Annotated in this window: 19 protein-coding genes and 2 pseudogenes; 12 read left to right on the top strand and 9 right to left on the bottom strand. The window is 70.9% G+C overall.

The annotated features are described in order from the left end of the window. Positions 1-143: 143 nt before the first annotated feature. The gene (xylA, locus tag ACIBAG_RS03365) at positions 144-1,310 is read left to right on the top strand and encodes a xylose isomerase (RefSeq protein WP_399100398.1); all 1,167 of its coding nucleotides are present in this window, start codon (positions 144-146) and stop codon (positions 1,308-1,310) included. Positions 1,311-1,764: 454 nt separating this feature from the next. Further along, positions 1,765-1,995, top strand: coding sequence for a hypothetical protein (locus tag ACIBAG_RS03360; RefSeq protein WP_399100395.1), 231 nt, complete (start codon positions 1,765-1,767; stop codon positions 1,993-1,995). Between the two features lie 269 nt (positions 1,996-2,264). On the opposite strand, the gene ACIBAG_RS03355 is transcribed toward ACIBAG_RS03360, so the two are convergent. Next, positions 2,265-2,399, bottom strand: a complete 135-nt coding sequence (locus ACIBAG_RS03355; RefSeq protein WP_399100393.1) for a hypothetical protein — start codon at positions 2,397-2,399, stop codon at positions 2,265-2,267. Between the two features lie 121 nt (positions 2,400-2,520). On the opposite strand from ACIBAG_RS03355, the pseudogene ACIBAG_RS03350 reads away from it, so the two are divergent. Continuing rightward, positions 2,521-2,664: pseudogene (locus tag ACIBAG_RS03350) on the top strand (hypothetical protein); the annotation flags it as partial. A gap of 60 nt (positions 2,665-2,724) precedes the next feature. Here the strand turns inward: ACIBAG_RS03350 and ACIBAG_RS03345 are convergent. Then, the gene (locus tag ACIBAG_RS03345; protein ID WP_399100391.1) at positions 2,725-4,812 is read right to left on the bottom strand and encodes a HelD family protein; all 2,088 of its coding nucleotides are present in this window, start codon (positions 4,810-4,812) and stop codon (positions 2,725-2,727) included. A gap of 444 nt (positions 4,813-5,256) precedes the next feature. Here ACIBAG_RS03345 and ACIBAG_RS03340 point away from each other — a divergent pair, with 444 nt between their 5' ends. After that, on the top strand, positions 5,257-5,439 hold the full coding sequence (locus tag ACIBAG_RS03340) for a hypothetical protein (protein ID WP_031486054.1): 183 nt from the start codon (positions 5,257-5,259) through the stop codon (positions 5,437-5,439). Positions 5,440-5,442: 3 nt separating this feature from the next. Here the strand turns inward: ACIBAG_RS03340 and ACIBAG_RS03335 are convergent, their stop codons facing one another. The 3 genes from ACIBAG_RS03335 to ACIBAG_RS03325 all read right to left on the bottom strand — a co-directional run bounded on the left by ACIBAG_RS03335 (position 5,443) and on the right by ACIBAG_RS03325 (position 8,656). Further along, positions 5,443-6,837, bottom strand: coding sequence for a tannase/feruloyl esterase family alpha/beta hydrolase (locus ACIBAG_RS03335; RefSeq protein ID WP_399100388.1), 1,395 nt, complete (start codon positions 6,835-6,837; stop codon positions 5,443-5,445). Between the two features lie 481 nt (positions 6,838-7,318). Then, a complete protein-coding gene (locus ACIBAG_RS03330; RefSeq protein ID WP_399100386.1) occupies positions 7,319-8,218 on the bottom strand; it encodes a hypothetical protein in 900 nt (299 codons plus the stop codon). A 135-nt stretch (positions 8,219-8,353) separates the two neighbouring features. Beyond that, the gene (locus ACIBAG_RS03325; protein ID WP_399100384.1) at positions 8,354-8,656 is read right to left on the bottom strand and encodes a hypothetical protein; all 303 of its coding nucleotides are present in this window, start codon (positions 8,654-8,656) and stop codon (positions 8,354-8,356) included. 100 nt (positions 8,657-8,756) lie between these two features. On the opposite strand from ACIBAG_RS03325, the pseudogene ACIBAG_RS03320 reads away from it, so the two are divergent. Beyond that, a pseudogene (locus tag ACIBAG_RS03320) lies at positions 8,757-9,653 on the top strand (oxygenase MpaB family protein). A gap of 34 nt (positions 9,654-9,687) precedes the next feature. On the opposite strand, the gene ACIBAG_RS03315 reads toward ACIBAG_RS03320, so the two are convergent. Then, a complete protein-coding gene (locus ACIBAG_RS03315; RefSeq protein WP_399100382.1) occupies positions 9,688-10,287 on the bottom strand; it encodes a class I SAM-dependent methyltransferase in 600 nt (199 codons plus the stop codon). Positions 10,288-10,439: 152 nt separating this feature from the next. On the opposite strand from ACIBAG_RS03315, the gene ACIBAG_RS03310 reads away from it, so the two are divergent. From ACIBAG_RS03310 to ACIBAG_RS03290, 5 genes are all read left to right on the top strand, one after another. Further along, positions 10,440-11,213: an MHYT domain-containing protein gene (locus tag ACIBAG_RS03310; RefSeq protein ID WP_399100380.1), complete on the top strand. Its 774-nt coding sequence runs from the start codon at positions 10,440-10,442 to the stop codon at positions 11,211-11,213. A 66-nt stretch (positions 11,214-11,279) separates the two neighbouring features. Next, on the top strand, positions 11,280-13,835 hold the full coding sequence (locus tag ACIBAG_RS03305) for a nitrate- and nitrite sensing domain-containing protein (RefSeq protein WP_399100378.1): 2,556 nt from the start codon (positions 11,280-11,282) through the stop codon (positions 13,833-13,835). Continuing rightward, on the top strand, positions 13,832-14,305 hold the full coding sequence (locus ACIBAG_RS03300) for a roadblock/LC7 domain-containing protein (RefSeq protein WP_399100376.1): 474 nt from the start codon (positions 13,832-13,834) through the stop codon (positions 14,303-14,305). Before ACIBAG_RS03305 ends, ACIBAG_RS03300 begins: the two co-directional genes overlap by 4 nt. Positions 14,306-14,327: 22 nt before the next feature. Further along, positions 14,328-14,741: a DUF742 domain-containing protein gene (locus ACIBAG_RS03295; RefSeq protein ID WP_399100374.1), complete on the top strand. Its 414-nt coding sequence runs from the start codon at positions 14,328-14,330 to the stop codon at positions 14,739-14,741. A gap of 134 nt (positions 14,742-14,875) precedes the next feature. After that, entirely contained in the window at positions 14,876-15,499 is a 624-nt protein-coding gene (locus ACIBAG_RS03290; protein WP_399100372.1) for a GTP-binding protein, read from the top strand. Positions 15,500-15,538: 39 nt separating this feature from the next. On the opposite strand, the gene ACIBAG_RS03285 is transcribed toward ACIBAG_RS03290, so the two are convergent. Then, positions 15,539-15,967: a PPOX class F420-dependent oxidoreductase gene (locus tag ACIBAG_RS03285; RefSeq protein WP_399100370.1), complete on the bottom strand. Its 429-nt coding sequence runs from the start codon at positions 15,965-15,967 to the stop codon at positions 15,539-15,541. Between the two features lie 98 nt (positions 15,968-16,065). On the opposite strand from ACIBAG_RS03285, the gene ACIBAG_RS03280 reads away from it, so the two are divergent. Next, positions 16,066-16,479 (top strand): roadblock/LC7 domain-containing protein, encoded by a 414-nt coding sequence (locus tag ACIBAG_RS03280; protein ID WP_399100368.1) that lies wholly within the window; start codon positions 16,066-16,068, stop codon positions 16,477-16,479. Between the two features lie 127 nt (positions 16,480-16,606). Further along, on the top strand, positions 16,607-17,518 hold the full coding sequence (locus ACIBAG_RS03275; protein WP_399100366.1) for a DUF6397 family protein: 912 nt from the start codon (positions 16,607-16,609) through the stop codon (positions 17,516-17,518). On the opposite strand, the gene ACIBAG_RS03270 is transcribed toward ACIBAG_RS03275, so the two are convergent. Further along, complete coding sequence (locus ACIBAG_RS03270) at positions 17,505-18,374, bottom strand: acyl-CoA thioesterase (protein ID WP_399100364.1); 870 nt, start codon at positions 18,372-18,374, stop codon at positions 17,505-17,507. The genes ACIBAG_RS03275 and ACIBAG_RS03270 overlap by 14 nt on opposite strands. A gap of 19 nt (positions 18,375-18,393) precedes the next feature. After that, positions 18,394-20,907: a DUF3516 domain-containing protein gene (locus tag ACIBAG_RS03265; RefSeq protein WP_399100362.1), complete on the bottom strand. Its 2,514-nt coding sequence runs from the start codon at positions 20,905-20,907 to the stop codon at positions 18,394-18,396. Positions 20,908-20,921 lie beyond the last annotated feature (14 nt).

Genomic DNA, 20,921 nt, shown 5'->3' with positions numbered 1-20,921 from the left:
GGTGCCCGAGGCGTCGCTACCCCGTCCTCACCCCTTCGGTGGACATCTTGTCCCTTCCCAGGGACGCGTCGGCATACTAATTTGTAAATCGCCATGACGAAATAGTCGTGGCAAGCAGTCGTCAGCAAGCAAGGAGCCGCGGCATGAGCTACCAGCCCACCCCCGAGGACAGGTTCACCTTCGGCCTGTGGACCGTCGGCTGGCAGGGACGGGACCCCTTCGGCGACGCCACCCGCCGTGCCCTCGACCCGATCGAGACGGTGCAGCGCCTGGCCGAGCTCGGGGCCTACGGCGTCACCTTCCACGACGACGACCTGATCCCCTTCGGGTCCTCCGACACCGAGCGCGAGGCGCACATCAAGCGCTTCCGCGAGGCCCTCGACGCGACCGGCATGACCGTGCCGATGGCCACCACCAACCTCTTCACGCACCCCGTCTTCAAGGACGGCGCCTTCACCGCCAACGACCGCGACGTGCGCCGCTACGCCCTGCGCAAGACGATCCGCAACATCGACCTCGCGGTCGAGCTGGGCGCGAAGACGTACGTCGCCTGGGGCGGTCGCGAGGGTGCCGAGTCCGGCGCCGCCAAGGACGTGCGCGTGGCGCTCGACCGTATGAAGGAGGCCTTCGACCTCCTCGGCGAGTACGTCACCTCCCAGGGCTACGACCTGAAGTTCGCCCTCGAGCCCAAGCCGAACGAGCCGCGCGGCGACATCCTGCTGCCCACCGTCGGTCACGCGCTGGCGTTCATCGAGCGCCTGGAGCGCCCCGAGCTGTACGGCGTCAACCCCGAGGTCGGGCACGAGCAGATGGCCGGGCTCAACTTCCCGCACGGCATCGCGCAGGCGCTGTGGGCGGGCAAGCTCTTCCACATCGACCTCAACGGCCAGTCCGGCATCAAGTACGACCAGGACCTGCGCTTCGGCGCCGGTGACCTGCGCTCGGCCTTCTGGCTGGTCGACCTACTGGAGAGCGCCGGCTACACCGGACCCCGCCACTTCGACTTCAAGCCGCCGCGCACCGAGGACCTTGACGGCGTGTGGGCGTCGGCCGCGGGCTGCATGCGCAACTACCTCATCCTGAAGGAGCGTTCGGCCGCCTTCCGCGCCGATCCGGAGGTCCAGGAGGCACTGCGCGCGTCGCGCCTGGACGAGCTCGCGCAGCCGACCGCTGCCGACGGCCTCAAGGCGCTGCTCGCGGACCGCACGGCCTTCGAGGAGTTCGACGTCGAAGCGGCAGCCGCGCGCGGGATGGCCTTCGAGCGCCTCGACCAGCTGGCGATGGACCACCTGCTGGGCGCCCGCGGCTGAGGCCACGCGCGCGTACCCAGTCGCCGCCTCACCACGTGCGACCGCCCGTCGAAGGCCCCGGTCGCACGCGGTAAGGGGCGCTCTCCGGTCTTCGCAGGGAATGAATGTTCCGGAATCATGTGATCCATGGAATGGGGACGTACCAACTCATCCGGAGGCATCGCGTCCTGACGGCTAAGAGGCGACTCTTGACGGTATGGCCATGCCGCCCGTACCGCCACAGCCCCCTGGACCGCCGGGTGACACACCGCCCCCGGGCGGTGGCTTCGGACCGCCTCCCACCGATGGGTACGGTACGCCGGGAGGCTACGGTCCGCCTCCCGGTGACAGCGGCCCGCCGACGTACGGTGATTGGCCGCCGCCGGAACCACCCGACCGAGGCCGTGGGCCAAGGCGGCGGAACCAGCTGCTCATCCTGCTGGCAGCCGTTGTCGCCGTCGGAGCCGTCGTCGCCGTGATCCTCACGGCCTCGGGCAGCGATGACTCGCCCGACGGGAATCCGACCAACGGGACCAGCACGAGTGGCACGCCCAAACCGTCCTTCAGCATCCCGACGGAGCTCCCCAGCAGGCTGCCGAGCGAACTGCCGACATCACTGCCGTCGGGGTTCCCCACCGAGCTGCCCAGCGGCTTTCCGAGCGATCTCGAGTCGCTGATCCCGTCCCTGGCGGACGAATTGCCGTAGGCGCGGCGCGACCGGGTGCATGAACGCACCGCACGCGCGCGTGCCGCTCCGCGTCGGCCACGCGCGCGTGCCGCGATCGAGACAGGCCTCGTGAACGGCCGTCAGATGCCCCTCGGCAGCAGCACGTAGACCACCGACGTCTCCACTCCGCCGCCGATCAGCCGGCTCTGTGCGTCGAAAGCGCCCTCGCCGTCCGCCATCCCCAAGTTCGTTGTCGTTGACGAGCGCGAGGGTGTAGTGGTCCACGCGCGCGATACCCTCGGTCTCTCCTACGAGGTCAGCAGCTCGTACGCGGCGTACACCTCGTCGATCAGCGCGTCCTCGTCGGCGCCCGACGCCGAGCCCGCCTTCTCGACCCCGTCGAGTTCGGCGGTGAAGGCCGCGTAGCTCTCCTTCGTCCGCATCCGTCTTCCTGGCCCGTACGAGCAGTTGCGCGAGACTTTCGGCGACGACGATCGCCGCGTCCTTGCTGACGGTGCCGGCGCCGCCGGCCGGGCGTTCTGGCTTCGGGCGCCGACCGCGGTCATGACCGGGGCCCCGGGTCCCGACTCGCGGCGCACGCCCTGGTTCCGCCTGTGCCTGCTGCCGGCCCAACTTGCCGACCCGTCCGTCGAGCTGACCGCCGTGCCCTGTTACGCCTGGGCGAACCGCGGCGACGGCGCCATGCGCGTGTGGACACCCCGAGGGGCTGATCAGACAGCGGCGGCGGTCCTCGCGGCCGGCGCGGACCTACATGGGCTGGATGGTGATCGTGCAGAGCCTCTTGGTGGCCCGAGTCAGGGCTACGTAGAGATCCTTCTCACCGCCGGGGCGGGCGGTGCTGATCTCCTCGGGACTCACTACGACGACCTCGTCGAACTCCAGACCGCGCGCTTCGGACGCCGGGACGATGCGCGCATGCTCCGCGATGCCCGCGGCCGTCAGCTGATCCACCCTCGACTGCGCGCAGATCACCCCGAGGAGCTCGCCGGGGTACGCGGCCGTCTGAGTCTCCAACTCCCGGGCGACGGTGGCGGCAATCGCATCCGGCTGCGTGGGCACGATGCGAGGAGGCTCACCACGGCGCAGGGACCGTGTCGGCGTCTGGTCCGGAGCGATCCGTGCGAGAAGCTCTCGGGCGGTCTCCAGGATCTCCTGAGTGGTGCGGTAACTGACGGTCAGGGTGTGGAGGTTGAATCTCGGGCCGACATGGGGGCTCAACGCCTCCTTCCAGTCACGTGCCGTCGTGACCGGGCCCGCCTGGGCGAAGTCGCCCACGAGCGTCATCGCCCTGCTCGGGCATCGTCGTACGATCATCCGCCACTGCATGGCGGTGAGCTCCTGTGCTTCGTCGACGACGACATACCCGTACGTGCGCTGCGGCGGGCCGTCGATCAGGCTCGCTGCCTCGTCCAGGAGAGGTACGTCGGCATCGGTCCACGAGCCTTCCGAAGTGTGCGACAGCCGCGACCGCTCGTGTTCGGTCAGCCCGGGCAGGTGCTCGGCGAGAGCGTCCGGGTCTGCCAGGAGAGCACGCACGAGTTCGCTGGGCACCAGTCGTGGCCACAGCGTGTCCACCGTGCGGTCGACGTGGGTGTCGTCCAGGAGGCCGGCCCGGACGGCGTCCGCGTCGAACTCATCGGCCGGTCCGGTGGCGGGTGCGTCGTCGTAACCGAGGTTGCGCAGGTCGGCCGCCGTCGCGCGGTCGAGGTCCGTGCCTGTCAGTGTGGCGACTTCCGCATCGATCTGCTCCAGGATGTCGCCCGTGCTGCGCTCCAACGCGTCGGTGACCGCGTCGACCAGGAGTTCTTTGAACACCTGACGCGCGGGGTTGTGCCCCAACCCGGTGGCGACGGCGGCGTCTCGTGCCGTGGCGACGACCTCTTCCCGGAGGCGCACCGATTCGTGTCCGATCCGCACGGTGAAGCCGCCGCTCGGAGCCTGGTGGGAGCGCACCAGGCCGGCCAGCGCGTCGGCCATCGCCGAGCTGCCCTTGAGACGGGCCACATCGAGCGGCTCGGTCGTATCCGCGAAGACCCCGGCCAGTTCCTGGCAGGTCGCCAGCACGACATCGTTCTCGCCGAGTGAAGGCAGGACCTGGGAGATGTATGCGAGGAACCGTGGGTTCGGGCCGACCACCAGGACTCCGTGCTCGGCGGCGCGCGGGAACGCGTACAGGACATAGGCCGCACGGTGCAGGGCGACCACCGTCTTGCCGGTGCCGGGGCCGCCCTGGACCACTGACACCCCGCGGTGTGCGGAGCGGACGATCTCGTCCTGCTCGGCCTGCAACGTCGCGACCGCCGCCTGCATCCGACCCGTACGGCGCGCCGTGAGGGCCTCCAGCAGGGGCCCGTCACCCACGACGTCCCCGGCGGTCGGAGCGGAGCCGTCCAGCAATTCGTCGCTCACCGAGACCACCGTGCGGTCCTCCAGGCGAAGGTGCCGACGGCGCCGCAGGCTCATCGGGTGGACGGGCGTCGCTTCGTAGAAGGGCCGCGCCGCGTTCGCACGCCAGTCCACCAGCAGGGGCAGGTCTTCCTCGTCCGTTTGCAGGCCGAGCCTGCCGATGCGCAAAGCGGTGCCGTCCGCCCGGTCGATCCGACCGAAGACCAGCCCGCTCTCGGCTCCCTCCAGCCGGCCGATCTCCTTCGCCAGACGTTGGGCGGTGACCTCTCGCTCGTGCACCTCGCCCGCACTCTCGGCCGGGCTCTTGAGCACCTCCGCCAAGCGTGTCCGCGCCTCGGAGAGCCGCTCGGTCAGCAACTCGTACAGAGCGGACACGTGGGCTTGTTCCGACTCGACCTGGCCCGCGGCGGGGTCGTTGACCTGCGACAACAGGAGGCTCCTCCAGACAGGGGGGTGAGTGCGCACTCGAAGTGGTGTCCGGCCGCCGCCGGAGCGACTGTGATCGCCGGGGGCGGGAACGGCACAGCAGGATGCCAGGTCGGAGATCTCGGGCGGTGTTGCCTCGGAAAGGCTCGGCACAGCTCTGCGACACTCCTCAAATTTGACTACTGCCGGTGGGTGGCCGAGGGTACAGCACTTCGGCGGCGGACCTGGCATCTCCGTGCCGTGACCTGGGTCACTCATCGGTCGGTACGGGTATCCCCCCAGTGCGGAGTCCGGTGCATCGGCCGCGCACCTCGTCCGCCATCGGACCTCCGTGACCAGTAGGGGTCGTACCTCAGGGTCGTCTCAGGGTCGCGGTCCGGAACCGCCGGAAGCGCGGACCCGTTTTCAGGACAGAGAGCGGCAGTGGCCGCGAAGGAGGCGACGCACATGTCGAAGAACGCGAAGATCGCCGCGGGAGGGGTGGCGGCGGGCATCATCCTGCTGATCTGGCTGCCCTGGTGGGCCGCGCTCCTGATAGTCCTGGGAGTCCCGGCCGCCGCGTACCTCACGCTCGACCCCTCACAGCGGCGCAGGCTGCGCCGCGCCACGCGCAAGGAACTCGGTCGCTGACCCTCATCCGGCCGCCGGTGCGACCGGGGCGGACAAGGCGCAGGAGTTGAGCACATCGCCGTTCGCGGGCCTGCCGACGGTACGGTCCGCGGGCGGTCGAGTGCCTCGCTGCACCCAGGAGACCAGCGCGTCGAAAGCCGAGCGGTAGCAGGGCAGGATCGGCCGGAGCCGGTCCGGATAGGTGTCGTACAGCCCGTCGACATGCGTGCCACCCGCGATCGTGAAATAGCGGTGCAGGGCTCCCCGTCCGCTCGCGTCGACCATGCCCGCGTACACGTCCGAGTCGACGGCCTTCGGCAGCAACGCGTCCAGATCACCGTGCAGGGTGATCAGTGGTCTGCCGATGCGCCCGGTCAGAGCGACGCGGTCCACCGCGCGACGGACGGACGCCGGACGCGAGGCGTAGTCGTAGGCGGCATCGGACGCGCACGGTGCCAGGATCTGCTCCGGCGTGCTCCCGGCGGACGGGCCGGGGCAGCGGGGGTCGTATGCCGGGTCGAACTCGGCGCGGTAGATCTTCTGCGTCACTCCCCAGTAGGCCTGCTCGTGGTACGGCCACAGGAACTCCGAGCCGCGCGGGAAACCGGCCGCATACAGATCCTCGTCTCGTGCGCTGCCCAGCTTGCGTGCCACAGCCGTGGGCAAGGAGGCGAGCAGGTTGGGGCCGTCCGCGGTCCACAGGGCGCCCTCCCAGTCCACGCCGCCGTCGTACAACTCGGGATGGTTCTCCAACTGCCAGCGGGTGAGATAGCCGCCATTGGAGATACCGGTCATGTACGTACGGCGGGGAGCGTGCCCATAGCGCTGGGCCACCGCCTCGCGGGCGGCCCGGGTGAGCTCGGTGGTCCGCGCGTTCCACTCGGCGACCGCGTCCCCGGGGCGCTTGCCGTCGCGGTAGAAGTCGGCGCCGCTGTTGCCCTTGTCGGTCGCCGCGTAGGCATAACCCAGCGCGAGGACCTGATCGGAGATCGCCGCGTCGGTCGCGTACTGCCTGCGGGTGCCGGGAGCTCCGGTGACGACCAGCCCGCCGTTCCAGCGGTCCGGCAGCCGGATCACGAACTGCGCGTCGTGGCGCCAGCCGTGCGTGGCGTTGAAACGGGAGGAGTCCGGGAAGTAACCGTCGATCTGGATCCCGGGGACCGCGGCCGGTGTCCGGCTGCCCCGAGCCGTCAGCCCCGCCTGGTCGGCCATGTCGGTGTAGGGCGTCCCGGCGAGTCCCGCCGTGGTCAGATCCGCGAGGCAGGCGCTCTGCTGGAAGGCCGCGCCCGGTACGCGTACGCCGTCCTGGCGCGCGCAGTGACGCTCGCCAACCGGGGTGGCCGCTACGGGAGTCGGCAGGCTGAGGGCGCCGGCCAGCAGCGCGGCGACGATGCACGGGACACCTCGGGACAGGCGCATGACGGCCTCCTGGAGCCGGAAGGTGGGAGCAGACGGAGCACAGCAGAGGGCAGAGCCGCGAGGGCTGCCTCATGGTGCGGGTCCCGTTCCGTGCCTTCCATGGGTTGGGGCCACATGGCGGGTCGCCGTCGAATGGGGCTTCGGTACAGGGGCGGGAGGCGAGGGGGGTGCGCGCCGGGCCAGGACGCCCCGTGACTCCGCGATGATCGCCGTGGCAGTGGCGGGAGGCGTCCGGTTCTAGGGCACCTGCCACTGAGCAGGCCGCTGTCGCTGCGCAAGCTGCTGCCGCTCCGCGTAAGCCGGCCTGTGTCGGCTGCGGGCCGTGGCCGCCGGCCCCGCTGCCCACCGCCCTGCCGCTGAGCAGGCCGCTGCCACTGCGCAAGCTGCTGCCGCTCCGCGATCCGCTGCCGCTCTGCGTAAGCCGGCCTGTGGGGCTGCGGGCCGTGGCCGCCGGCCCCGCTGCCCACCGCCCGCCTACATCTCAGCTCGGCCGTACGGCCATCTTGTCGAGCGCTTCCAGCAGCCCGGGCAGCGCCGGTCCCCGGCCCACCGGCAGGACCTCGCCGGGTTCGTCGTCGAGGAGCACGAACGCGATGTCGTCGGTCCTGGCGACGAGCGACCAGCCGGGGCCGTCCGCGCGCAGGGTCCGCGCGTCACCCGGGGCGAACGACGAACGGACGCGGCCGAGGGGCGGCGGGGAGTCCACGTACCCGCGTGCCTCGGCGAGAACCCGCCGGATGCCGCTGTGGCCCCCCTGGCCCTCGGCCTTCTCGGCCCCTTCACCCCGCTCCTCGTGCGAGCCCTCGCCCTGGTCCGAACCCTTGCTCTCGCCCTCGGCCTCGACCTTGCCGGCGTCGGACCCGTCGCCCGGCGTCGCGAAGGCGGCGTCGTTGACCTGGTCCCGCCACGTCGCCCACTGCAGGGCGATCTCGTCGGCGCCCAGGCGCCGCTGAGCGGGGCCCCAGACGCTCGTGTCCGGCGGCGCCAGCAGCGGACCGTCCGCGATCTCGGGGTCGGGATCGTGCGGCGCGGGAACATTGGGGGCGGCGACGGCGACCGCCAGGGGCCATCCGGGCAGAGCGGCCACGACCGTGCGCTCGTCCGGCGACAGTTCGTACTCCATGCCGCAGTCCCAGGATGCGATGGCGACGGCGACCAGAGAGACGTCGTCGATGACGACCGTCCAACGGGCGCCCTCGCCGTCCTGGCCGAGTACCAGGCCGTAGCCGTCGGCGCGCGGCGCGAGACCGAGCGCCGCGCAGGCCTCCGGAAAGTCGTCGCCCAGCACGCTCGGGAACTGCGCCGGCGTCAGCAGCACCGCCGTGAGCACGTACAGCGCATCGTCCGCGGCGGCGACGGCCTCCTCGTCCGTCCCGGCCATCCCAGCCTCCCCATCGGTTCGTCCATCGGCGCGCACCCTAGTGCGCCCGGAAGCCGCTTGTCACGACTCCCAGACATATCCGGAGCTGCAGTTTTCCGGCCGGACGGGGCGAATCGACCACGAATGACCGCGGTGTCAGGCCGCCGGGAGCCCGAGGAGGGACCGGGCGACGGTCTGCGGCGACTCGTCGCGCTCCCGGGCGAGCGCGATGACGGCCCGGCACGCCAGCTCGCTCACCCCGAAGGAGAGCGCCTCCGGAGACACCCAGCCCGCGGCCTCGTCGATCTGATCCTGGTCGTCCTCCGCACAGGCGGACACATACACGGCGGCGGCCTCGAACAGGTTGTGCGTGCGCCTGTCCTTGTCCCTGCCGGCGTCGGCCTCCGCGCGCAAGGAGCGGAGAAATCTCGCAGACGACTTGCGCATCCTGCCCCACATAGCTACCGCCTTCCCCCTGTGTGGCTGACCTGACCGATCATTCCATGTTCCCCTAATCAACGTAGAGTTGGAGTCTCGGCTGCAGAAGGGGGACAGCGCGGTGAAGCGCTTCGAGCGGCTCGCACAGATCCGGCGGATGGACCCGTTCCGCGAGGCCTCGGAGATCTACCGGCTCACCGCGGCGTACGAGTTCCCCTGGGACTTCACCCGGGCACTGGAGCTGGCGCTGTACCGCACCTACGCGGTCCCCGCCATCGGCCGGCTGCTCGCCGAGACGGCCGAGCTCACGGACCGGGCGCAGAAGCGGTACGACGACACCACGCTGCTCCTCGACGCCGTCGTCGAGCACGGCTTCGACAGCGAGCAGGGGCGTACGGCGATCCGGCGCATCAACCAGATGCACCGCAGTTACGACATCGGCAACGACGACATGTGATATGTGCTGTGCACGTTCGTCGTGATGCCCAAGCGTTGGATCGACGCCTACGGCTGGCGCAGGCTGTCCCGCCACGAGATCGTGGCCTCCGCCGTCCACTACCGCACACTGGGCAGGCACATGGGAATCCAGGACGCACCGGAGTCCTACGAGGAGTTCGAGGCCCGCCTCGACGCCTACGAGGAGGCCCACTTCGGCTGGGACCCGGCCGCGCGGCGGGTCTCGGACGCGACCCTCGACCTGATGGCCTCCTGGTACCCGCGCTCCCTCGCACCCCTTGTGCGCGCCTCGACACTCGCCCTGCTCGACGAATCGCTGCTGAGAGCCTTCCGCTACCCGGCGCCGGGCGCCACCACCCGCGCCCTCGTCAGGCGTGCGGTACGCGCGCGTGGGCGGGTGGTGCGTCTGCTGCCGCCGCGCCGCGCACCGCACCACGCCCGCCAGAACCGGGAGATCAAGGGCTACCCGAACGGCTACCGGCTCGAGGAACTCGGCACCCTCCCCGTCCCCGGTGTCCGGGGCTGCCCGGTGCGGCACAGCGGCCGGCCGGCCCCCGACTGAGGCGATCGCCCGCCCGACCGCCCGGACCGAGACGTCAGGAGTCCCGCACGGCCAGCGCCAGGAACCGGTCGTCCTCGTCGACGTAAGACGTCATGCGCCACCCCGAACCGGCCAGCAGCGGCCGGAGGTTGGGCTCGGCCCGCAGGTCGTCCGGTGTGATCCGCCGGCCCTGGCGTGCCGCCAGCGCCGCCCTGCCGATCGGGTGGAACAGCGCGAGCGTGCCGCCGGACCGCACCACGCGCGCCAACTCCCGCAGGTTCGTCGCCGGCTCGGGCAGGTGCGCGATCAGGCCGGCCGCGAACACGGCGTCGAGCGACTCCGACCGCAAGGGCAGCGCGGCCACGTCGGCGAGCAGCAACCGCCCGTCCCGACCCCGTCCGGCCCGTACGGCGGCCTCCAGCATCGCCGGGGTCAAGTCGGCCCCGACGACCACTCCCGAGGGCCCCACCGCGGCACGCAGCGGCGGCAGGGCGCGTCCCGTGCCGCAGCCCGCGTCCAGCACACGATCCCCCTCGCGCAGTCCGAGGTCGGCGACCGCGGCCGCGTAGGCGGGCCCGTCGTCGGGGAACCGGCTGTCCCAGTCGGCGGCGCGGGCCGTGAAGAACTCCTGCACGTGCGTGTGGTCGTCGCTCATGCTCCGCATGATCCCTCACCGGGACGGAGGACGCCGCTGCGCACACGTTCGAGCGTGACGCGATCGTTCCGTTGCATCGGTGCGTCATATTCCAACAGCTTTCGAAATGCGCCCCCTTCGTGCGCCCGTGCCCCGACTAGCGTCCCGGAGCCATGGGACACCTGGACCACGCCGCCCTCGGCTGGCTTACCCCCGTGCTGTCGTACGTGATGGCGTGCATAGGCGCCGCGCTGGGGCTGCGCTGCACCGTGCGCGCGCTCGGCGCCACCGGCCGGTCGCGCCGCAACTGGCTGATCACCGCCGCCTCGGCGATCGGAACCGGCATCTGGACCATGCACTTCGTGGCCATGCTGGGCTTCAGCGTCAGCGGTACGGACATCCGCTACGACGTGCCGCTCACCATCGTGAGCCTCCTCGTCGCCATGGCCGTCGTCTGCGCCGGCGTCTTCGCCGTCGGCTACGGTCGTGACCGCACGCGCGCGCTCTTCCTCGGCGGGCTCACCACCGGGCTCGGCGTCGCGAGCATGCACTACCTGGGCATGGCCGCCGTACGGCTGCACGGCGACGTCGGCTACGACCCGGTCCTCGTCGGACTCTCCGTCCTGATCGCCGTCGTCGCGGCGACGGCGGCCCTGTGGGCCGCGCTCAACATCAAGTCGCCCGTCGCCGTCACCATCGCCTCACTGATCATGGGCGCCGCGGTCAGCAGCATGCACTACACCGGGATGTTCGCGGTCAGTGTCGACGTCGAGCCCTCCGGCACGGTCCTGCCCGGGGCCACGGCGATGCAGTTCATCTTCCCCCTCGCCGTCGGCCTCGGGTCCTACCTCTTCCTGACCTCCGCCTTCGTCGCACTGTCGCCCACGACAGGGGAGCGCGAGGCGTCGGCGTCGGCCCAGCGGCCGGTCGAGGGAGCCGTCGGCTGACGGCGGGTCCCGACCGGCGACGGATCGGCAGGACACGCCCCCGAACCACTTCCGAGTGAGGAGGCCATGCGTACACCCCGTAGGACCACCGCGACCGGCGGCGAGACGCCGTCCCCGCCCCCTGTGCGCGGCCGCCGCGCCCATGCCGGACCACCGGCCGACGAAGGTCCCGAAGAGCCCCCGGGCGTGGCGCCGGACGCCCCGCCCACGCGCGCGGAGCGCTGGCGCATCCGGCCGCGCACCGTCCGCGCCAAGATCGTCTGCCTCCTCATGGTGCCGGTCGTCTCGCTGCTGGCCCTGTGGGCCTACGCCACCGTCACCACCGCGCAGGACGTCTCCAGACTGCGTCAGTTGCAGCGCGTCGACTCCGAGATCAGGGCACCCGTCACGGACGCCGTGGCCGCCCTCCAGGCCGAACGCGCGGCCGCGGTGCGCTATGCGGGCGATCCCTCCGCCGGACCGAGCGCCGCCTACGAGAAGCTCGCCAAGGACACGGACCGGGCGGTGGCACGACTGCGGCTCGACGACCGCAGCACGGTCGCCGACGGCGAGGAACTCCCCGCAGGAGTGGCTCGCCGGCTCGAGGAGTTCGTCACCGGAGCCGAGCAGCTGAGCACGGTACGCAGTGCCGTCCTCGACGGCCGCTCGGGCTGGGACGAGGCGTACGGGCGCTACACCAGGACCATCGCGAGCGCGTTCTCGGTCGGCGGCGCGCTCAGCGGCATCCAGGACGCCGAGCTCGGCTCCGACGCGCGCGTTCTGCTCGAATTCGCCCGCGCGGGCGAGGCGTTGGCCCAGGAGGACGTCGTGCTGGACAGCGCGCGCCTCGCCGGGCGCCTCGACGGAGAGCGGCTGCGGCTGTTCACCGGCGCCGTCGACACCCGCCGTACCCTCACCGAGTCCGCCGTCGCCGACCTGCGGAGCCCGGAACACGCGGCCTGGCAGCGCCTCGCCGACGGCAGCGCCTACGCCGCCGTCGCCGCCGCCGAGGACAAGGTCCTCGCCACCGAACCGGGCGCACACGCGATCGACGCGGCGCCGGAAGCGGCCTGGAGCAAGGCACACACACGCGTGCAGGGCGGCATGCGGACGATCGAGCAGGACGCCGGGCGCGGTGTCGCGGACCGCGCCGACCCCTTCACCCGCGGGCTGCTCACCCCGGCCGGCGCCGCCGTACTGCTCGGCCTCGCCGCCGTCGCCGCCTCCCTGGTGATCTCCGTACGCATCGGCCGAGGCCTCGTCGTCGAGCTGGTCAGCCTGCGCAACAGCGCCCTGGAGATCGCCCGGCGCAAGCTCCCTGAGGCCATGCGCAAGCTGCGGGCGGGCGAGGAGATCGACGTCCGGGCCGAGGCGCCGCCCGGACCGCCCGCCGAGGACGAGGCCGGTCAGGTCGCCGAGGCCCTGGGCACCGTCCACCGCGCCGCGCTCCGGGCCGCCGTGGAGCGCGCCGAACTCGCCAGCGGCATCTCCGGGGTCTTCGTCAACCTCGCCCGCCGCAGCCAGGTCCTCGTGCACCGCCAACTGAGCCTGCTGGACAGCATGGAGCGGCGTTCCGACGATCCGGACGAGCTGAGCGACCTCTTCCGGCTCGACCACCTGACCACGCGCATGCGACGCCATGCGGAGAGCCTGATCATCCTCTCGGGAGCGGCGCCCGGCCGGGCCTGGCGGATGCCGGTCTCCCTCACCAACGTGGTCCGCGCGGCCGTCTCCGAAGTCGAGGACTACGCGCGCGTGGAGGTACGACAGCTGCCCGAGACGTCCGTCATCGGCGCGGCCGTCGCCGACCTCACCCACCTCCTGGCCGAACTCGTCGAGAACGCCGCCCAGTTCTCGCCTCCCCACACGCGCGTGCGCATCACCGGCGAACCCGTCGGCAACGGCTACGCCGTCGAGGTCGAGGACCGGGGTCTCGGCATGGGCAAGGAGACCCTCGCCGAGGCGAACCGGCGCATCGAGCAGTCCGAGGCGCTCGACCTGTTCGACAGCGACCGGCTCGGCCTGTTCGTGGTGAGCAGGCTCGCGTCCCGGCACGGCATCAAGGTGCATCTGCGCACCTCGCCCTACGGCGGCACCACCGCGGTCGTCCTGCTGCCCACCGCCCTGCTGCACAACGCCACGGCGGAACGTTCCCTCGGCGACCGGACGGAGTCCGGGCGACCCGCAGAACGCGATTACGCGCGCGTGCCCGACGCCGAGCAGCACCGGGAATCCGTCCGCATGGCCGCGGACCGGCACCAGGACTCCGTCCACGCGGCCGCCGACCGACCGGCGCTGGTGGCTCCCGTGCCGCCCGCCGCCGGCCCCACGACCGACACCCCACCCCCCGGAGTCACCACCTTGCGCCTGCACCGCCCCCCGGACGACTCCGAAGCCTCCGACGACCTTCCGCGCCGCGTACGGCAGGCGAGCCTCGCTCCCCAACTGCGCGAAGGGCGCCCGGAGGAACGGCCGGTGACGGCCGCCTCCCGCGACGACGACCGGCGCACCCCCGAACTCGTCAGGGACCGCATGGCGGCCTACCGCGACGGCTGGGCGCGCGGCGGCGGCAGGCAGCCCGGCCGCGGTGCCACTCCCGAATCCACAGCGCGCAGAGACAGCAGCGAAGGAGACCCCGCATGATCCAGGATCCGAGCATGAGGGCCGACATGGGGGTCCCCCCGCTCGAGCGAAGCCGAGAGCGGGGGAGGTCCGGCGAACTCGACTGGCTGCTGGACGACCTGGTGCTGCGGGTGGACGAGGTGCGGCACGCCGTGGTGCTCTCCAACGACGGGCTCGCCGTGGGCGCGTCCACCGGCCTGCGCCGCGAGGACGCCGAGCACCTCGCCGCGGTCGCCTCCGGCTTCCACAGTCTGGCCAAGGGCGCGGGCCGGCACTTCGGCGCCGGTGGTGTGCGCCAGACCATGGTGGAGATGGACGACGCCTTCCTGTTCGTGGCGGCAGCCGGCGACGGGTCCTGTCTCGCCGTCCTCACCGCTGTGACCGCCGACATCGGGCTGGTGGCGTACGAGATGGCACGGCTCGTCAAACGCGTCGGCGAACACCTCCACACCCCTGCGCGCGCCGCAGCGCGCCCGCCCGCCGCGGGATGAGCCGGGAAGGAGGTCCGCGCACATGACGCAGGACACGACGGGCGCTCCGCGCGAGCAGGGCAGTCAGTGGTACGACAGCGAAGCCGGGCCCCTCGTCCGCCCGTACGCCATGACGGGCGGACGCACCCAACCCGGCCCCACCAGCGTCCGTTTCGACCTGATCGCCCTGGTCACGCTGGACCCCGCCGCGCCCGCAACCGGCGACGACACCGCACTCGGGCCGGAACACCGCTCCCTCATCGAGCTGTGCCGTACGGAGACGCAGTCGGTCGCGGAACTCGCCGCGGGCGCCGATCTGCCCGTGGGCGTCGTCAGGGTGCTCCTCGGCGACCTCCTGGAACTGGGCTGCGTCACCGTCAGCCGTCCGGTACCGCCCGCGCAGCTTCCCGACGAGCGGATTCTGCGCGAGGTCATCGAAGGATTGCGGGCGTTGTAGATGACTTCAGGGAAAGAAAACGGTCGCCTCGGGCAAAAAGCGATCCAACCCCCCGAAACGCAGGCGCAGTTGTCATGATGCTGACTTCGCACCGTGACGTCGACCGATGCCGGCACTCCAGAGAGAAGTGATCGATGGTCTCCGAGCACTCCGACGCATCCGACGCATCAGAGGCCTCCGACGGCGAGACGGCCGCACTGGCGTTGAAGATTCTTGTCGCCGGTGGATTCGGCGTGGGCAAGACCACCCTGGTGGGCGCCGTCAGCGAGATCCGGCCGCTGCGCACCGAGGAACTGCTCAGCGAAGCCGGGCAACTGGTGGACGACACCGACGGCGTGGACCAGAAGGTCACCACGACTGTCGCCATGGACTTCGGGCGCATCACCATCCGCTCCGGCCTGTCCCTGTACCTCTTCGGCACCCCCGGTCAGGACCGCTTCTGGTTCCTGTGGGACGAGCTTTCGCAGGGAGCGCTGGGCGCGGTGGTCCTCGCGGACACCCGGCGCCTGGAGGACTGCTTCCCCGCGGTGGACTACTTCGAGCACCGGCACATCCCCTTCGTCGTGGCCGTCAACTGCTTCGCGGGCGCGCGCACATACGGCGCCCACGACGTCTCGCGCGCCCTCGACCTGGACCAGGGAACGCCCGTGGTCCTCTGCGACGCCAGGGACCGCGACTCGGGGAAGGAGGTGCTGATCCGGCTCGTCGAGTACGCCGGGCGGATGCACACCGCCCGGCTGCTCGACTCGGTGGGCTGACTGGTCATCAGCCGCCGCCCACGGGAGCCCGGACCACGCTCACTCCGCGACGCCCTTCTCCGCCAGCACCTTCTCGATCTTGACGCGGACGAGGAGTTCGCCCGGAACGCCGTTGCGCGCCCCGAATTCCTCAGCGCGTTCCTCACCCATGTAGCGCGCCCCGATACGGCCGGCCCAGTGCCGCACCTCGCTGAGATCCTCCGAGATCCGGGCACGGCCTCGCAGCACCACGAAGTCGAACGGCGGCCGATCGTCGTCCACGCACAGCGCCACGCGGCCGTCACGGGCCAGATTGCGCCCCTTCACGGACGACTTCCCGGTGTTGAACACCACCTCGTCCCCGTCCAGCATGAACCAGATCGGCGCCACATGCGGGCTCCCGTCGGCTCGTACGGTCGACAGCTTGCCGGTGCGCGTGCCGTGCGAGACGAACGCGCGCCATTCCTCATCGGTCATCTTCTGCGCCATGCCCCCATCCTCCTTGCCCACGGGCCGGATTGTCGGGAAGGGTGGCGAAGGAGATTCCTCCGGTGCAGGGGGAGACATCTACACGGGGAGACCGGATCATGGCGCAGAACCAGGGACTTGGCTGGCTCCTGGACGACCTGACGGAGCGCGTCGATCATGTGCGACACGCGTTGGTGCTGTCCAACGACGGCCTGGTGACCGGTGCGAGCACGGGACTGCGACGCGAGGACGCCGAGCACCTCGCCGCCGTCTCGTCGGGACTGCACAGCCTGGCCAAGGGCTCGGGCCGGCACTTCGGCGCGGGCAGAGTGCGCCAGACGATGGTCGAGTTCGACGACGCCGTGCTGTTCGTCACCGCGGCCGGGAGCGGCGCGTGTCTGTGCGTGCTCAGCGGCGCCGAAGCCGACATCGGACAGATCGCCTACGAGATGACGCTGCTCGTCAACCGGGTCGGCGAGCATCTCGACGTGGATGCCCGGCAACCCGAGCGGGCACCGAGCACGGACCTCTGACCCGCTGATTCGCCGCCCCCCGTGGAGTTATCCACAGGCTCGCCACGCGATCTCGCGGATTGGCTACGGTTTTTGTCACGGCGAGCGCACACAGCGTGAGCAACTGACTCCACGGGGGAGACCGACCATGTCCGGCGACACCATCACGAAGCCTTCCCAGCCGTCCTGCACGCCGGGCCGTGCGGCTCGGGAACTTTCACTGAAGCGAAGCGATCTGGACCTCGCCGTCCACCTCGGCCTCATCCGGACCGTGCCGGACGAGGGAGGCGGGGGCCGGCGCGTGCCGCGCGGCGAGATCGACAGGGTGCGCTCGGGGGACGGGTTCCCCGACTCGTTGCTGGAGCGTGTGAAGGCCGTGGGGACGGCTGAGGGCGCTGCTCTCATGGACGTGTCCGTGGGCAGGTTCACGCGCCTCGCACGTCTGGGCCTGGTCGTGCCGGTGAAGTGGTATCTGAACCGCTATCGAGCCGTGGTCTGGCTGTATCTGGCCGAGGAGTTGAAGCGGTTCGCCGCCGACGACAAGAACGCCTCACTGCTGAAGGCCCGCCGTATGCCCGAGGGCTTGCTCGCCATGCTGGACGCGGGCGTGGACCTGCGTCCGCACAACTGGCGGGGACGTCACCGGGACTTCCTGTTGCGGCAGGCCGGGGGCCCCTGGGAGAGGGCGGGCGCCCTGGCCGCTTTCCTCGACCCCGTTCAGATCGCGGAAATCGTCCCCGACCCCTATGAGCGCTCCCACCTGAATCGCTTCCGGCCCGGGCCGCCGGCATCCGGGGCACCCGGTTCGCCCGCCGCGCACATCGCTCAGAGGCTGATGACGGCGGACGACCCGGACGAGATCAGTCTGCTCCGGACCGACCTGACAGCACTCCTGCGGGAAGCCCTTGAGACAGGGCCCGCGCCCCGTCCCACAGTGAGCCGTGCCCGGGTTCCCGTGCATCCGGAGCCCGCCGGATCGCCCCGGCCCACGGAGCCGGAGCGGCCACGCGGCCTGCTGAGCCGGCTGCGGCGCAGAACCCTCCGGGCTACAGCGCCCTGAACAGACCCTCCTGGACGACGGACACCAACAGACGTCCCTCCAGGTCGTAGATCCGCCCACGGGCGAGGCCCCGGCCACCGGTGGCGATCGGCGACTCCTGGTCGTACAGGAACCACTCGTCCGCGCGGAAGGGCCGGTGGAACCACATGGCGTGGTCCAGCGACGCGATGTCGAAGCTCCGCGGGCCCCACAGCGGCTCGACCGGGATCCGGACCGCGTCCAGGAGGGTCATGTCACTGGCGTAGGTCAGCGCGCACGTGTGCACGACCGGGTCGTCACCCAGCGGACCGACCGCGCGCATCCACACCGCGCTGCGCGGCTCGGCGCCCTTGACGTCCTCGGCACTCCAGCGCAGCCGGTCCACATAGCGGATGTCGAAGGGCTGCCGACGCGCCATCCGCTCCAACTGCTCGGGCAGCGTGCCCAGATGCTCCCGGATCTCGTCGGTGACCGTCGGCAGCGACTCCGGTTCCGGGACCTTGCGGGCCGGCGGCAGCTGGTGCTCGAAGCTCCCTTGCTCAGGCTTGTGAAAGGAGGCGGTGAGATTGAAGATCGTGCGGCCCTGCTGCACGGCGGTGACCCGGCGGGTCGTGAACGACCTGCCGTCCCGCACCCGTTCGACCTGGTACACGATCGGCACGCCCGGCCTGCCCGGCCGAAGGAAGTACGCGTGCAACGAGTGCACGGGCCGGTCGCCGTCCGTGGTCCGCGCGGCGGCGACCAGCGCCTGGCCTGCCACCTGGCCGCCGAAGACCCGCTGCAGGGACTCCTGCGGGCTGCGGCCCCGGAAGATGTTGACCTCGATCTGCTCCAGGTCGAGCAGGTCGACGAGCCTGTCGGCCGGGTTCGTCGTCATGGGTGGGATTCTCCTGTGCTCACAGCTGGCCTACGTCGGTGACGCGGACCACCGCGCGGCCCTCCGCGTCGGAGGCGGCGAGGTCGATCTCCGCGCTGATGCCCCAGTCATGGTCGCCGTTCGGGTCGTCGAAGATCTGGCGGACGCGCCACAGGCGGTTCGCCGGTTCCTCCTCGATCACCAGGAGCTTGGGGCCACGGGCGTTGGGCCCGGTGCCCAGGTCCTCGTACTCGTCCCAGTACTTGTCCATGGCCTCGCCCCAGGCCTCGGCGTCCCAGCCGGCGTCGGCGTCCATCTCGCCCAGCTCCTCGACCTGGTCGAGGGCGGCGAGTTCCACGCGGCGGAACATGGCGTTGCGGACGAGGACGCGGAAGGCACGCGCGTTCGTGGTGATCGGCTTGACCTCGTCCGCCTTCTCCTGGGCCTCCTCGGCGGTCATCTCCTCCGGGTTGGCGAGCTGCTCCCACTCGTCCAGCAGGCTGGAGTCGACCTGGCGGACCATCTCCCCGAGCCACTCGATCAGATCCTGGAGGTCCTCGGACTTGAGGTCGTCGGGGATGTTGTGGTCGAGGGCCTTGTAGGCGCTGGCGAGGTAGCGCAGCACGATGCCCTCGGTGCGGGCCAGCTCGTAGAAGGACACCAACTCGGTGAAGGACAGCGCCCGTTCGTACATGTCCCGGATGACGGACTTCGGCGACAGCGGGTGGTCGCCGACCCAGGGGTGGCTCTTGCGGTACGTGTTGTAGGCGTGGAAGAGGAGCTCCTCCAGCGGCTTCGGGTAGGTGATGTCCTGGAGGCGCTCCATGCGCTCCTCGTACTCGACGCCGTCCGCCTTCATCGCGGCCACGGCCTCGCCCTTGGCCTTGTTCTGCTGGGCGACGAGGATCTGCCGCGGGTCGTCCAGGGTGGACTCGACGACGGACACCATGTCGAGGGCGTAGGACGGCGAGTCCGGGTCCAGCAGCTCGAACGCGGCCAGCGCGAAAGTGGACAGCGGCTGGTTCAGCGCGAAGTCCTGCTGGAGATCGACCGTGAGACGGACGATGCGGCCGGTGGGGTCCGGTTCGTCGAGCTTCTCGACGATCCCGCCGTCCAGCAGCGAGCGGTAGATGGCGATCGCGCGCCTGATGTGCCGCAGCTGCTGCTTGCGCGGCTCGTGGTTGTCCTCCAGGAGGTGGCGCATCGCCTCGAAGGCGTTGCCGGGACGGGCGATCACCGAGAGCAGCATGGTGTGGGTGACCCGGAAGCGGGAGGTCAGCGGCTCCGGTTCGGAGGCGATGAGCTTCTCGAAGGTGTTCTCCGTCCAGCCGACGAAGCCTTCCGGCGCCTTCTTGCGGACGACCTTGCGGCGCTTCTTCGGGTCGTCACCGGCCTTGGCGAGCGCCTTCTCGTTCTCGATGACGTGCTCGGGCCCCTGGGCGACGACGAACCCCGCCGTGTCGAAGCCCGCGCGTCCCGCACGGCCCGCGATCTGGTGGAACTCCCGGTTGCGCAGGGTGCGGACACGGTTGCCGTCGTACTTGGTCAGCGCCGTGAACAGCACTGTGCGGATGGGGACGTTGACGCCTACCCCGAGCGTGTCCGTGCCGCAGATGACCTTCAGCAGTCCGGCCTGCGCGAGCTTCTCCACCAGACGCCGGTACTTGGGCAGCATGCCGGCGTGATGGACGCCGATGCCGTGCCGTACGTAACGGGAGAGGTTGCGGCCGAACTTGGTGGTGAAGCGGAAGTTGCCGATCAGTTCGGCGATCTGGTCCTTCTCCTCGCGCGAGCACATGTTGATGCTCATCAGCGCCTGCGCCCGCTCCACGGCCTGCGCCTGTGTGAAGTGCACGATGTAGACCGGCGCCTGCTTGGTCTCCAGGAGCTCGGTCAGCGTCTCGGTGAGCGGAGTGAGCTTGTACTCGTAGGAGAGCGGCACCGGACGGGTCGCCGAGCGGACCACCGCCGTCGGGCGGCCGGTGCGCCTGGTGAGGTCCTTCTCGAACATCGAGACGTCGCCGAGCGTGGCCGACATCAGGATGAACTGCGCCTGGGGAAGTTCGAGGATCGGGATCTGCCAGGCCCAGCCGCGATCCGCCTCCGCGTAGAAGTGGAACTCGTCCATGACGACCTGGCCGACGTCCGCCTGCTTGCCGTCGCGCAACGCGATCGACGCGAGCACCTCGGCGGTGCAGCAGATGACGGGGGCGTCGGCGTTGACGGACGCGTCGCCGGTCAGCATGCCGACGTTCTCGGTGCCGAACAGCTTGCACAGCTCGAAGAACTTCTCCGAGACGAGTGCCTTGATCGGAGCGGTGTAGAAGGTGACCTCGTCCCGGGCCAGCGCGGCGAAGTGGGCGCCCGCGGCGATCATGCTCTTGCCCGAGCCGGTGGGCGTCGACACGATCACGTTCGCGCCGGAGACCACCTCGATCAGCGCCTCCTCCTGGTGGGGGTAGAGAGTGAGGCCGCGCTCCTCGGCCCACGACTCGAAGGCTTCGTAGAGGGCGTCGGGGTCGGCGGTCGGCGGCAGCTGATCGATGAGGGTCACCCACCCATCTTGCC

It is taken from the genome of Streptomyces sp. NPDC051243, assembly GCF_044455405.1.
In the GTDB taxonomy this organism is placed as follows: Bacteria; Actinomycetota; Actinomycetes; order Streptomycetales; family Streptomycetaceae; genus Streptomyces.
Note: the sequence above shows the minus strand (reverse complement) of the source record. Positions and strands in the feature narration are given on the sequence as shown.